The sequence below is a fragment of the Cytobacillus sp. FSL W8-0315 genome (genome assembly GCF_038002905.1).
GTDB lineage: Bacteria > Bacillota > Bacilli > Bacillales > Cytobacillaceae > Cytobacillus > Cytobacillus pseudoceanisediminis.
Genome location: NZ_JBBOOC010000001.1, coordinates 2076001 through 2088327, shown reverse-complemented (window position 1 = coordinate 2088327; position 12327 = coordinate 2076001). Strand labels below are relative to the sequence as shown.

Annotated in this window: 14 protein-coding genes and 2 other annotated features; of the genes, 6 read left to right on the top strand and 8 right to left on the bottom strand. The window is 43.2% G+C overall.

The window, feature by feature from the left end:
• Positions 1-8 precede the first annotated feature (8 nt).
• Positions 9-935 (top strand): alpha/beta hydrolase, encoded by a 927-nt coding sequence (locus MKY20_RS10575; RefSeq protein ID WP_009332844.1) that lies wholly within the window; start codon positions 9-11, stop codon positions 933-935.
• Positions 936-980: 45 nt separating this feature from the next.
• Here MKY20_RS10575 and MKY20_RS10570 read toward each other — a convergent pair whose 3' ends face one another.
• Both MKY20_RS10570 and MKY20_RS10565 read right to left on the bottom strand, forming a co-directional pair.
• Positions 981-1517, bottom strand: a complete 537-nt coding sequence (locus MKY20_RS10570) for a hypothetical protein (RefSeq protein WP_009332845.1) — start codon at positions 1515-1517, stop codon at positions 981-983.
• A gap of 191 nt (positions 1518-1708) precedes the next feature.
• Entirely contained in the window at positions 1709-2035 is a 327-nt protein-coding gene (locus MKY20_RS10565; RefSeq protein ID WP_009332846.1) for an iron-sulfur cluster biosynthesis family protein, read from the bottom strand.
• A gap of 114 nt (positions 2036-2149) precedes the next feature.
• On the opposite strand from MKY20_RS10565, the gene MKY20_RS10560 reads away from it, so the two are divergent.
• Positions 2150-2368 carry a CDGSH iron-sulfur domain-containing protein gene (locus MKY20_RS10560; protein WP_009332847.1) on the top strand — a complete coding sequence of 73 codons (219 nt, stop codon included), beginning with the start codon at positions 2150-2152 and terminating at the stop codon, positions 2366-2368.
• A gap of 19 nt (positions 2369-2387) precedes the next feature.
• Here the strand turns inward: MKY20_RS10560 and MKY20_RS10555 are convergent, their stop codons facing one another.
• The 3 genes from MKY20_RS10555 to MKY20_RS10545 form a co-directional block, all read right to left on the bottom strand.
• Entirely contained in the window at positions 2388-2546 is a 159-nt protein-coding gene (locus MKY20_RS10555; RefSeq protein ID WP_019380330.1) for a hypothetical protein, read from the bottom strand.
• An 80-nt stretch (positions 2547-2626) separates the two neighbouring features.
• Complete coding sequence (locus MKY20_RS10550) at positions 2627-2962, bottom strand: YolD-like family protein (RefSeq protein WP_009332849.1); 336 nt, start codon at positions 2960-2962, stop codon at positions 2627-2629.
• A 14-nt stretch (positions 2963-2976) separates the two neighbouring features.
• On the bottom strand, positions 2977-4236 hold the full coding sequence (locus MKY20_RS10545; RefSeq protein WP_009332850.1) for a Y-family DNA polymerase: 1260 nt from the start codon (positions 4234-4236) through the stop codon (positions 2977-2979).
• Between the two features lie 239 nt (positions 4237-4475).
• Here MKY20_RS10545 and MKY20_RS10540 point away from each other — a divergent pair, with 239 nt between their 5' ends.
• A complete protein-coding gene (locus MKY20_RS10540; protein WP_009332851.1) occupies positions 4476-4682 on the top strand; it encodes a YqzH family protein in 207 nt (68 codons plus the stop codon).
• A 37-nt stretch (positions 4683-4719) separates the two neighbouring features.
• Here MKY20_RS10540 and MKY20_RS10535 read toward each other — a convergent pair whose 3' ends face one another.
• Entirely contained in the window at positions 4720-5514 is a 795-nt protein-coding gene (locus tag MKY20_RS10535) for an SDR family NAD(P)-dependent oxidoreductase (RefSeq protein WP_009332852.1), read from the bottom strand.
• Position 5515: 1 nt separating this feature from the next.
• Positions 5516-6490: an MBL fold metallo-hydrolase gene (locus tag MKY20_RS10530; RefSeq protein ID WP_009332853.1), complete on the bottom strand. Its 975-nt coding sequence runs from the start codon at positions 6488-6490 to the stop codon at positions 5516-5518.
• 360 nt (positions 6491-6850) lie between these two features.
• Positions 6851-7099, top strand: a binding site (T-box leader).
• A 67-nt stretch (positions 7100-7166) separates the two neighbouring features.
• Between MKY20_RS10530 and proC the strand changes: the two genes are divergently transcribed.
• From proC to namA, 3 genes are all read left to right on the top strand, one after another.
• Positions 7167-7997, top strand: coding sequence for a pyrroline-5-carboxylate reductase (proC, locus tag MKY20_RS10525; protein WP_009332854.1), 831 nt, complete (start codon positions 7167-7169; stop codon positions 7995-7997).
• A 68-nt stretch (positions 7998-8065) separates the two neighbouring features.
• Positions 8066-9205: a glycosyltransferase gene (locus tag MKY20_RS10520; protein ID WP_251175093.1), complete on the top strand. Its 1140-nt coding sequence runs from the start codon at positions 8066-8068 to the stop codon at positions 9203-9205.
• A gap of 97 nt (positions 9206-9302) precedes the next feature.
• Entirely contained in the window at positions 9303-10322 is a 1020-nt protein-coding gene (gene namA, locus MKY20_RS10515; protein ID WP_009332856.1) for an NADPH dehydrogenase NamA, read from the top strand.
• Between the two features lie 256 nt (positions 10323-10578).
• Here the strand turns inward: namA and MKY20_RS10510 are convergent, their stop codons facing one another.
• Positions 10579-11916 carry a sodium-dependent transporter gene (locus MKY20_RS10510; protein ID WP_009332857.1) on the bottom strand — a complete coding sequence of 446 codons (1338 nt, stop codon included), beginning with the start codon at positions 11914-11916 and terminating at the stop codon, positions 10579-10581.
• A 143-nt stretch (positions 11917-12059) separates the two neighbouring features.
• Positions 12060-12275 (bottom strand) — a binding site (T-box leader).
• Between the last annotated feature and the right edge of the window lie 52 nt (positions 12276-12327).

Genomic DNA, 12327 nt, shown 5'->3' with positions numbered 1-12327 from the left:
GGATGGGTTTGAGAAGGTTTTTACGTTATTTATTTTCCATCGTACTCTTTCTTTCATCACTCGGCGTCTATTTTACCAATAGGCTTATGTTTATGAGAAAGAAGGAAGATGACTTTATTTTAGAAAGGGAGAAGGAGTCCGGCAGACTTGATCTTATCAAGTATGAAAGCCTGCCAAAAAGAGAAGTGCTTATTCCCTCCCCATTTGGCTATAACTTAAAAGCTGTGGCTGTCGAACCGCATAAAAATAGTCGCTATATTGTTATTTCCCACGGGGTTACGGAAAATAAAATGAACTCGATTAAATATATGAACCTTTTTTTGGACCGGGGATTTAATGCGGTTATCTATGATCATCGCCGCCACGGAGAATCCGGAGGAAGAACGACAAGTTACGGGCATTATGAAAAGTTTGATTTAAAAGCAATTATTGATTGGCTTAAAGCGGAAAAAGGGCCAACTATTCAGATTGGCATTCATGGCGAAAGCATGGGAGCTGCTACAATGATCCTCTATGCGGGAATGCTCGAAGACGGTGCCGACTTTTACATCGCCGATTGCCCTTTTTCAGACTTTAAAGAGCAGCTGGCTTACCGTCTGAAAGCAGAAATGAGGCTGTCTCCAAAGCTCTTTTTGCCTGTTGCCGATCTATTTCTGCGGATGCGTGAGAAGTACTCCATCGCAGATGTATCGCCTATTTCTGTAATTGAAAATATAAAGAAACCCATCCTGTTCATACACAGTGAAAAAGATGATTTTATTTTGCCGACCATGTCCGAGGCTTTATACGAGAAGAAAAAAGGCCCTAAACAACTTTACCTTGCTGTCAATGGAATCCATGCCCAATCCTTCAATGAAAACAGAGAAGATTATGAAAAAGTCATCGACGAGTTTTTGGATCAGTATGTCAGCAGCAAAGATACTTTATCACAATAGAAACAGCTGGCTTCAATGTGAGCCAGCTGCTTCATATAGGATCCTCTAATTTTTCTTTTTCTTTATGATTTCCTTGCCCTCTGCCGACAGCCCTCTTGCAGTATGAAAATCTCCCATTTTAAAATAATAGCGTTTGTTTTCTTTTTTAATAATAGCCGCTTCTTCAAATTTCTCTTCCTTGCCGGCCACCTCTACTTTTTTTATATCTCCGCTCTGAATCTCGCCAAAAATAATCGGTAATCTGTTTTCTAATTTACCTTCCTTATCGTAATCATAAAAAGTATCTTTATAAACGGTCATATGTTCATTCTCATAATATTCCCAATGGTTATGGCCTTCATTTTTCCAGCCTTTTTTGTCACTGCCCTTCAAATAGGCAGCCGCCATGGCCTCGACCTCGTTTTGTCCATCATTCTGCTGCGTTAAATACAGCAGTATGACTCCATCTTTTACTTTTTCTTTATGTAAGACTTCTTTTACGTTGAATGGAATTCCATCATCAATCGCCTGGCCCATTGTTGCTGTACTGCACCCTGACAGCATCAGGAAAGCTGCCGCCAGCAAAAATAACTTCTGCTTCATTCGAATCTCCCCCCATCAGCACTCTCTCTTCACCAATAATGACAAAACATCTTTGTTATTGTTATTCTATTTAGCCTGTAACCTTTTACTAATATATTAAAACCTTATTTTCCAGAATTTTGGAAGGGTATTTTTACCTATGTAACCTATTAAAAAAGACCGCCTTCCCTCAGCGGCCGCCTGCTACATCATTATTTTGTTTTATCAATAAAGCTCATCCTAGGGTTTAAATACTGATTTGGGCTTTTTAACTGAAAGCAATTTGCTTTCACTGAAAAGTCTATTGTTAAATCGTCATCCAAAAATACTTCCTTTGATTTTTCCGCATATATGCTGCCAGCGTTCGTTTTAATTTCCCTGTCATCTTCATCCAGGTCATTAACAAGCCAGAGAGCCGTTACCCCGCTTACTACACAGCCGCAGCCATCTATATCATACTTTAGTTTTATGAATCCATCTTTGCCGGCAATCCGTTCGGACAATTTTTCAGCCGCCAATTCAGTTAATGCAATTTCCATGTTTAAAACTACCTCCCCTTTGCATATGCTGTATTTTAACACAGATAGGAATAACATGCTTCTGAAAGAGACAGTTGCTTATTCAGCCACCAAAATGTGAAAGGATGATTGGATATGTCAAAGGCGCAGATTAAAGTAATGGATAATGGATCGCTGCGTGTAACAGGTGATGTAGAGTTAATTGATATGGATGGCAATAAATTTGAAACAAAACAAACCTTCTCCCTTTGCCGCTGCGGGAGGTCCCAAAAAATCCCATTTTGTGACGGCACTCATAAAGGAACTTTCCAATCCTGTGTCCGTGCGGAGAAAGCTCTCGACGACAAGCAATAAGGGTGGAAAACGGGGACAGTCATCCCCGTTTTTTTTCATTTTTTATTCCTGCGGGTGTTGCTCTTTCATCCTGTACAATCCCCTGTAGCATTTCCCGGTCCCTGTCCGTACTGTCTTCTCCTGCCCCTGGTGCGATATTAGCCATCGGCAGCTGTTCCAGTTCTTTTCCTCTAGGCATATTTCTTACACCCCCCTGCTGTTAAGGTGCTTCCCGCGCCCAAAAACTACCCGTTTTAAATTCATCCAGTTCAGACAGCTCTATTCTTCCGTGAACCGCGCATCCGCTATAGCGTTAATGGAAATACGGTGAATCTCCCCAAATCGATCAACAATATGAAGCTTTTGGCCAAGTTCATCCCAGTAATGGATGCTCCCGATGACCAGTTCATAATTTCTGCCCCTGTAATGAGTAAGTGTAACGCTTTTTTGAAATTCCATTGCCTCCGAAAGAATTTCATTCATATATTCAAATTTCTGCTCATCCAATTCCCGCTTTTGCTCGTACGTATCTTCCTCTGCCCAGTCTCTCAAGAGCTTTACATGTTCCGGCAGCATCATAGAAGTCCATTTTATTCTGCCCCGATCGCGAATCATGAGCTGACCCCCTTTTACATCTTATGGCCGCCAACCAATGTCGCACGGTGCTTGGCGGTTCCTGCGCTTGTATAAGAGACGGCTCTTAGCAAAGCTCCTCCTCCAAACTTGGAGCGGATCCGGTCCACTGTGTAGCCGAGCTCCCTTTTTTTCCAGCCATCCAAATCGAACAGATTCAGCTGCATTTCGCTGTCATCCGTAATATTGCCGAGGGAAATGGAAATCTGACGCACTGTTTTGCCCTCATAATTCTCGTCAAAAAGCTCGAGGCAAACGCGATAAAGATCCATCGTAATATTGGTTGGCTGGTCAACTGTCCTTGAGCGGTAAAAGCCTCCTCCAAATTCATCCTGGCTGTAGCCAAGGCCAAAACTGATGGTCCTTCCGGCTTTGCGGTGGCTGCGGGCCCTTCTTGCCACTTCCTCACACATCTCAAGGACCACATGCTTAATTTCCTTTTCCTCTTTATAATCCCTCAGTAAAATCTGGCTTTTCCCAAAGCTGATCTGCCCTTCCATGATCGGTGCCCCTATTTCCGACAGATCAATACCCCATGCATGGTGATAGAGCTGATTGCCCATAATCCCAAACTTTTTTTCAAGCTTAGCCAGATCATAGCGGGCAAGCTGTCCAACTGTAAAAATCCCCATTCCATTCAATGTCTTTTCAACACGGCGGCCGATGCCCCACATTTCCCTTAAAGGGGATACATTCCACAGCTTTGCTTTCACATCTTCGTACGTCCATTCAGCAACCCCCTTTTTTTTCGCCTCAAGATCCAGGCAGAGCTTTGACATAAGCAAATTAGGCCCTATTCCTATGGCACAGGGGAGCTGAAATTCCCGTTCAATATCATCTTTTATTTTCCAGGCAATTGTCTGGGCATCACCCCAGAGATGCACTGCACCGTCTACTTTTATAAAACTTTCATCGACACTGTAGGTATGGATGGCTTCCTTGGGGACATAACGGTTAAACACCCTGGTGATTTCAGTGGAGATTCTTAAATAAGTCGCCATTTTCGGCTCCTCAATTCTAATGCGCGGATCATTTGGAACCTCAAAAAGCCGGGCCCCTGTCTTTATCCCAAACTCTTTTTTCATTCGCGGAGAGGCAGCCAGAACAACGCTGCCCTTCCGTTCCACATTCCCGGCAATTACAAGATAGCAATCAAGAGGATCCAGACCAAGCATGACAGCAGAACAGCTTGCATAAAAGCTCTTCATATCAACACACAAAATTTGATTATTCGGCATTGCGCTGTAATCAACCATGACATCGACATCCTCCTTCAGAAAAGCGCAAGGCGCCGTACCTGCTTATGCTGGCCGGCAGCTCCTGAATCCAATAAAAACAAACAAGAACATCCGTTCTATATATGTATACCCATTATATTAAGCGAATATGCGTTCGGTTTCAATGGAAATTTTACGCGTTTTTTCTTAAAACAGGTTCTTTTGCCAGGTGCCGATATTACCAGAAGCCAGTATAATCAGCTTGAGGTGCAAAAATAATGAACAAAAAACTGATATATAAAATGGTTCAAAACTGTTTAAAGCAATATAACGAGGACAGCCATTCCATTTCGTTTGAGAGCAGGGAATTTGCAGAGATATTCAATAAAGTAATAGAGGAGAAAAATAAAGAAGCAGACAGCGAGCTGCATGAAATAGTAAATGATGTGGTATACGGGTATATTACTGGTTCACCATATTTTTGAATGAAAAAGAAGCCAAAGCGATTGCTCCGGCTTCTTTTCATTTCTGATTGAATGCACGCTTTCCAATTTTTTCGAAAAGCCCTGGAAAAAGTGTATAGACGATGCTTCCCGCATTCATCCACCGAGGAAGATTAATTTCCCTGACCGGCCGGAGCATTGCATTAACTACCTTGAGCGCAACATATTCGGGCTTAAGCATAAATTTGCTGACATTTTTCACATATGTGCCTTTTTCATCGGCAATATTGAAGAAGTTTGTCTCAATCGGTCCGGGATTAACAGCAGTCACAAAGACATTGCTGTCAGCCAGCTCCATCCGAAGGCTGTTCGTATAGCCAAGAACAGCATGCTTGGTTGCGGAATAGACACTGGATTTCGGTGTGGCAATTTTGCCCGCCTGTGAGGCGATGTTGATAATATGGCCGCTCCTCTGCTTCCTCATCACCGGCAGCACCATGCTGGTGCAAGCCATTAAACCAACTACATTTACATCAAACATTCCCTTTATTTCTTCAACGTTTGCTTCATGCGCTTCCCGGAAAACGCCGAACCCGGCATTATTCACAAGAACATCTATATGATCAAACCGGGCAAGTACCTCGGAAAAAACAGCCGAGACCTCGTCAGTGTCCGAAACATCAAGTTTATGTATGTAAACATCCACTGAAAAACGCCTAAGCAAATCTGCCTGCAGTTCCTGCAATTTGTCAAAACTGCGGGCAAGAAGGACAAGGTTCGCTCCCCTCTCGGCACAAAGGACAGCCATCTGGGCCCCGATCCCTCCGGATGCACCTGTAATAATCACATTTTTATTCTTTAATCTGTCTGACAAATCAAACCACCTCTTTTGATGCGGAATACAAGAATGCTTCCTCCTCTTTATTTATATAAATCTCTCCTATTGAATGTAAATAGTCAAGCTGAGCAACCGTTTCGGAAATCGTCAGGGAAAGCTCCTTCTCATAAACTTTCGGAAAAAGGCGGCGGCACACTTCAAAAACAGTGAGCGATTCGGACTCGAGCCATGCCTTTACTTTCATTGCCCGCTCATGCTGCCGGCCAAGCCTTTCGTTTATTAACTCATTCACATTTGTAATATCCTCGCCATGTCCAGAGTAAAAAAGGGATATTGGAAGCTGCTGCAGCTTTTTCAGCGACTCATTATACTGAATCTGCGGCTTTGGCCGTTCCGTATTGCCGGGAAGCGGCGGCTCCAGGATGGGATTAGGAGAAATGTGTGCAAGCAAATGGTCTCCTCCAAGAAATACACCATCTTTCTCCCTGAACAAACCTATATGGCTCTGTGCATGCCCGGGTGTCTCCATTACCGTCCAATCGTCCAGCCCTTCAGGCTGCCTGCCTTCCTCCAGTTCGCCCGTCAGAGTACGATTGCAGGAATAGCGCAGAGTCTTTTTCATCTTATTTATAAAGGAAAAATAACTTTCAGGAATCCCAAATTCATTGAACAGTTTTATGTAAAATTCATCATGAAATTTTAGAAATTGGTCCGTCCGGGACAGCCACCTTTGGTTAACCCGGTGCCCGAACACATCGAGATTATCAGGGAAAAAGTCAAGCAGCCCGGCATGATCGGGATGATGATGTGTGAGGACAACCTGTTCAAAATCACCGGGAGTTAAATTCAGCTCTTTAAGCTGGGATTTTAAGGCTTCCCATGCTTCATCCGTTTTAGGGCCGGCATCAACAAGAGTCAGCTTTTCCCCTTTCACTGCATATACATTAACGTCACCGACAGGAAAAGGTGTCGGGATAACAAGCTTTGCAATTCCATTCTTCCAATTTGCCATTTTAACAATCCCCCTAAATCACTATATTTAAATAAAATAAAGCTGTTTTTTTATATACTTCCGCAGGCCATCCAAGTCATACAGTCCATATGCCCTTTAGATAAACCAACTTGTTTTACCCTTAAAATATCAGCATTTGCCATGCGTACAAATTACCGAAATTCCATAACATAATTTAGAAATCTTCATATATAAAAATAAGTGTACCGTTCTTTTTATCAATTGTCATTATTTTCACATAACTTTTGCACATTATTAATATTTTATAGGAAAATACTGCTTGACAAATAAGCGTGTCTTCTTGCATAATCACAATTAAAATTTGATTTCACAAACCAAGCTGCACTATTGGACAGCAGGAAAATAGCGATGAATAAGATTAGTAAATGGAAAACGGCGAAAGAGAGTGAAGCTCAGCGGCTGAAAGGCTTCACAGTCCACTTGACCATTGAACCTGCCTTATGAGCTGTTAGGAAAACCTAAACGCACCCCCGGCGTTATCGGGATCGAGATGCCTTTTCAAAGACAGCGGATGCAGCAGGCATGCTGCACTCAGAAGGAAAGGCAATGAAGGTGGTACCGCGGAAGCATAGTCTTTTCGTCCTTTACTGGATGGAAAGGCTTTTTTTATTTTAGTCAGCCGGCATTTGGATCAATAAAGGAGGAATAACAGCAAATGAAAAAATTAGTTATTGTTGGAGCAGGATCAATGGCAGAAGCGTTAATATCAGGAATGATTGAAAGCCGGCTCATAACCGGCAGCAATATTTGGGTCACAAACAAATGCAGCAGGGAAAAGCTGCAATCCATGCAAAAAGCCTATGGCGTTCAGGCAACTTATAATCACAGTGAACTGTTCAGGGGGGCTGAAACGGTTATTTTAGCGATGAAGCCAAAAGATGCAGCGGATGCCATTACTCTAATAAAACCTTATTTACAGGAAGATATGCTGATCATTTCTGTTCTGGCAGGCGTTTCAATCGAAAGCATTGAACTATTGGCGGAAAAAAAGCTGCCAGTCGTGAGAGCCATGCCGAATACATCGGCAGCCGTCGGAAAGTCAGCGAGCGCCTTATCGGCTAATGAAAGAGTGACCAAAGAACAGATGGAAGCAGTAAGAGGCATTTTTGATACAGTGGGAAAGTCAGCGTTTGTTGAGGAACGTCAGCTCGATGCCGTGACAGGTCTGTCAGGCAGCGGACCAGCGTATATTTATTATCTTGCAGAAGCCATGGAAAAAAGCGCGGAAGAAATCGGGCTCGAAAAGGAGATGGCGAAAGAATTCATCATCCAAACCCTCATCGGGGCAGCCGAAATGCTGGCCAGGTCGGCCAAGGATCCTCAGCAGCTTAGGAAGGAAGTAACAAGCCCCGGCGGCACCACAGAAGCAGGTGTAAAAGTGCTTGAAGCAAACGGGGTGCAGCGAGCCTTTATTGAATGCATCAAGGAAGCGACAGCCCAATCCAGACGGCTTGGCCAAAGCTTCAGCAGCACAGTGAAAATTTAACTGGGGCATCTCCCCTGTAATTACGTCTTCTTATTGCAAACTATGAAAAAAGGATGAGAAACACGCAAATGCTCACTATTCTATTAAGCGCAAGCCTCCTTGTATGGATTGCAGTACTAATTGATGCCGTTCTGGGACTAAAAAGCCTGGACCGCCTTGAAGATAGCAATACGATGACTGATGGCCCTCTTCTTTCTATCATAACAGCGGCAAGGAATGAAGAAGCCAGGCTTGAGGAGAGCTTAAAAACCCAGCTGCAGCAAAGCTATAAACGCATTGAATGGATATTGGTCAATGATCGTTCAACCGACAGCACAGGAAGCATCATGGACCGCCTCCAGAAAAGTGATTCAAGGGTTAAGTGTATCGATATCAAGACTCTTCCCAGTGGATGGCTTGGAAAAAACCATGCCCTTTACATGGGATATTTGGAGTCATCAGGGGAATTAATTTTGTTCACAGATGCTGATGTATTATTTAAAAAGGACGCCCTCAGCAGGGCGGTTCATTATTTTAGTAAGAATGACCTTGACCATTTAACCGCGGCACCGAGCTTGATGGGAAGGAGTTTCTGGCTCAACACGTTCATTGCTTTTTTTCTTTTCGGTTTTTCCTATTATAAACGCCCCTGGCTGGCGAACAATCAACGTTCCAAAACCGGCATTGGCATTGGGGCATTTAACATGGTATCCAGGCAATCCTATGAAGCAATCGGAACACATAAAGCAATAAGAATGCGGCCTGATGATGATTTAATGCTTGGAATGAAAATAAAACAAAATGGCCTCAAACAGAAATTTGCAACGGCGATGAACCTGATTGAAGTTGAATGGTATGAAAGCTTAAAAGAGGCCTTCAAAGGATTGGAGAAAAATACTTTTGCAGGCCTTCATTACCGGGTTAGCATGGTTCTGTTTGCAATTGCCGGCACATTCATTTCTCAGGTGCTTCCCTTTATCACAATTTTTTCAGCCGAAAAAGTTATTTTCAGTTTAAGCCTTGTAAACATCATTTTTTTAGCAGTTGTTTATACAATTATTACAAAAAGAATGTCCAAATTTTCCCCGCTTCTGTTTGTTGTATTTCCAATTACAGCTCTCCTGTTTATTTATTCCATACTTCGTGCCAGCATTCTAACCTTTGTAAGGGGCGGCATTGTCTGGAGAGGTACATTATATAGATTAAGCGAACTCAGGAATAAACGCTGAAGTAAGCAAACACCTTCCTAAGTGCATGTTCTTTTTCATTTGCGGAATCACCTGATATACTTAATATTTAGGATAGCGAAATAAGGAGGCATTGATTATGGAAACAAAGCTTTTTTCCCCTTTAACAATTAAAGGAATCACCTTTAAGAACAGAATTGTTATGGCACCGATGTGCATGTACTCAAGCCATAATGAAGACGGCATGGTTGAAAACTGGCACCGGACACATTATACGAGCCGGGCTGTTGGCCAGGTGGGATTAATCATCCTGGAGGCAACTGCTGTAACTCCGCAGGGACGTATTTCTCCGCAGGATCTGGGAATATGGAACGATGACCATATCGCAGGCCTGAAAGAATTAACCGGGCTAATGAAAGAACACGGGGCATCAGCTGGGATACAGCTTGCACATGCCGGCAGAAAAGCGACTGTCGAAGGGGAAATTCTCGCCCCATCAGCTATTGCTTTTAATGAAAAAATGAAAACACCTAAAGAAATGACAAAAGAAGAAGTGTCTGAAACTGTGGAGGCATTCAAAAAAGGGGCTGAAAGGGCGAAGAAAGCCGGCTTTGAAGTAATTGAAATTCATGCGGCACACGGCTACTTGATCAATGAGTTTCTTTCACCGCTAAGCAATAAACGAAGTGATGAGTATGGGGGATCAGCCGAAAACCGCTACCGTTTCCTCCGTGAAGTCATTGAAGCAGTTAAAACCGTTTGGGGTGGGCCTTTGTTTGTTAGAGTATCAGCACATGATTATCATGATGAGGGGTTAACTGCAGAGGATTATGCAGAAATGGGAAAATGGATGAAGGAGCAGGGAGTGGATCTTATTGACGTAAGTTCCGGAGCGGTAGTGCCGGCTAGAATAAATAGCTACCCGGGCTACCAGGTCAAATTCTCTGAAACCATTAAGGAAGGTGCCAATATTCAGACTGGTGCAGTCGGGCTAATTACATCCGGCCTGCAGGCAGAAGAAATTCTGCAAAACGGACGGGCAGATTTAATCTTCATTGCGAGGGAATTGCTGAGGGACCCTTATTGGCCTCGCACAGCAGCAAAGGAACTTGGAGCAGCAATTGAACCGCCTAAGCAATATGAACGCGGCTGGATTTAAAGAAAAGCAGAAGCACCTTGCCCACGAAGGGACGCAGACTAAGAACGCCACATCCTCCCAAAAAGCTGCCGCTTTCGGATGTGCGATCGCTGCCGCAACTTTCCTTGACCTGCGGCAACGTCTGCATGACCCCCATCGTGGGGCCTCACCTCGAGGGGGCAGGCTGCTTGCGCTAGACAGCTCTCAAGGTATACAAAGTTATAAATTCTGAAATTAAAATAAAGAAAAGGGATGGCGGTTCGCCATCCCTTTTCTATTAAATAATCTGCAGTGAATCAAGGAATACAATGATGATAACCAAAGGCACTACATAACGCAAAAGGAAATACCAGGCGGAAAAGATTCCATTCAGCGATTTTGAACCTTGAATCAATTCATTTCTCAGCAGATCCTTCTTCATTTTGTATGAAACAAAAATAGAAATGAAGAGCGCCCCTACCGGCATTAATACATTGCTGACAAGAAAATCAGCACTGTCAAATATCGTTTTGCCGAAAATTGAAATATCTGATAGGCTGCTGAAGGAAAGTGCAGATGGGACTCCTACGATAAAGATTGCCAATCCTGTCAGCCAGGCTGCACGGATTCTGCCTCTTCCCTCCTTATTCGTCAGAGCAGCCACCACTATCTCAAGCATTGAAAAAGCGGAAGTTAAGGTTGCAAATAGAAACAGTGCAAGGAATAAGAGCAAGAACACTCGTCCGAACAGAATCTGATCAAAAACAGATGGCAGAACAATGAACAATAAACCAGGACCTGCAGCCGGCTCAAATCCCAGTGAGAAAACGGCCGGGAAAATAGCCAATCCAGCTAGAATAGAAATAAACAAATTCATTCCGACAACGGAAAAGGCCGGCTGCATCAGATTTTCATTTTTAGATAGATAAGAGCTGTAAGTTACCATAACCGATACCCCGACACTTAGAGAGAAAAACGATTGACCCATCGCATAAAGGACGGTTTCAGACGTCAGATTTGAAAAATCAGGCTTTAAGAAGAATGCGACGCCTTCCATGGCATTTTCCAGTGTTAGGGATCGTGCAATCAAGATAATAAATAAAAGGAACAAAGCCGGCATCATAATTTTGCTGACCTGCTCGATACCCTTCTGGATACCTTTAGCAACCACTAAAACAGTTATTAATAAAAAGAGCCCTTGTGCCGCTACAACAGACACAGAGTCTGACACGGATGTGCCAAATAACTCTTCATAATTGCCGGCTCCATTCATAGAACCGGTAACCCCGTATACAATGTACTTCAGAATCCACCCGCCTATTACACTATAAAACGATAAAAGCAGAAAACAGGTAAATACGCCAAGGTAGCCAATCCAGTGCCATTTAGTTCCCGGAGCAATATCCTTGTATGCCGAGATTGCCTCTTTCCCCGTGCTGCGGCCGATCACAAACTCAGCCAGCAAAAGCGGAAAACCAATTAATAGTGAAAATAGCAGAAATAATAATATAAATGCTCCACCACCGCTTGTCCCGGTAACATACGGAAGCTTCCAGATAGCTCCAAGTCCGATTGCCGAACCGGCCGAGGCTAAAATAAATCCTATCTTCGATGACCATTGCTCATTTTGCTGCATGCCTGTACCTCCATAATTTACAATATAGATACTGCCTGGTTCCAGGCGGCGATAAGCTGGCGCCTGGAGCTTTTCTTAATAGAAACCGGCTGGGTTTCCATTTTTTAGAACTTTCCCAAAAAAACAAAAAAGCCACATACTTCAAAAGGGACGCGAATCAGATTCACGCGGTACCACCCTTTTTGAAAGCATGTGACTTTCCACTCGAAATATAACGGATTAACCGTCTTTCCTGCTATTGAGCAGAAAAGATAAGCTCCAAGATGAAATTCATCTTATCTTTGTGCCAGTTTTCACCATCCACTGGCTCTCTATAAACAGGGAGATAAGACTTAATAGAGTCTCTTCATAGCTTTTTAATATAATGTTTTAAAGTATAAGTGTGATTATATTATGCCTGCAGGAAACCGT

Excerpts from the sequence above, each read along its gene's own strand:
- MKY20_RS10570 (WP_009332845.1), bottom strand. The coding sequence starts at position 1,517 with ATGAAGCAGAAGTTATTTTTGCTGGCGGCAGCTTTCCTGATGCTGTCA.
- MKY20_RS10565 (WP_009332846.1), bottom strand. The coding sequence starts at position 2,035 with ATGGAAATTGCATTAACTGAATTGGCGGCTGAAAAATTGTCCGAACGG.
- MKY20_RS10560 (WP_009332847.1), top strand. The coding sequence starts at position 2,150 with ATGTCAAAGGCGCAGATTAAAGTAATGGATAATGGATCGCTGCGTGTA.
- MKY20_RS10555 (WP_019380330.1), bottom strand. The coding sequence starts at position 2,546 with ATGCCTAGAGGAAAAGAACTGGAACAGCTGCCGATGGCTAATATCGCA.
- MKY20_RS10550 (WP_009332849.1), bottom strand. The coding sequence starts at position 2,962 with ATGATTCGCGATCGGGGCAGAATAAAATGGACTTCTATGATGCTGCCG.
- MKY20_RS10545 (WP_009332850.1), bottom strand. The coding sequence starts at position 4,236 with ATGGTTGATTACAGCGCAATGCCGAATAATCAAATTTTGTGTGTTGAT.
- MKY20_RS10540 (WP_009332851.1), top strand. The coding sequence starts at position 4,476 with ATGAACAAAAAACTGATATATAAAATGGTTCAAAACTGTTTAAAGCAA.
- MKY20_RS10530 (WP_009332853.1), bottom strand. The coding sequence starts at position 6,490 with ATGGCAAATTGGAAGAATGGAATTGCAAAGCTTGTTATCCCGACACCT.
- proC (WP_009332854.1), top strand. The coding sequence starts at position 7,167 with ATGAAAAAATTAGTTATTGTTGGAGCAGGATCAATGGCAGAAGCGTTA.
- MKY20_RS10520 (WP_251175093.1), top strand. The coding sequence starts at position 8,066 with ATGCTCACTATTCTATTAAGCGCAAGCCTCCTTGTATGGATTGCAGTA.
- namA (WP_009332856.1), top strand. The coding sequence starts at position 9,303 with ATGGAAACAAAGCTTTTTTCCCCTTTAACAATTAAAGGAATCACCTTT.
- MKY20_RS10510 (WP_009332857.1), bottom strand. The coding sequence starts at position 11,916 with ATGCAGCAAAATGAGCAATGGTCATCGAAGATAGGATTTATTTTAGCC.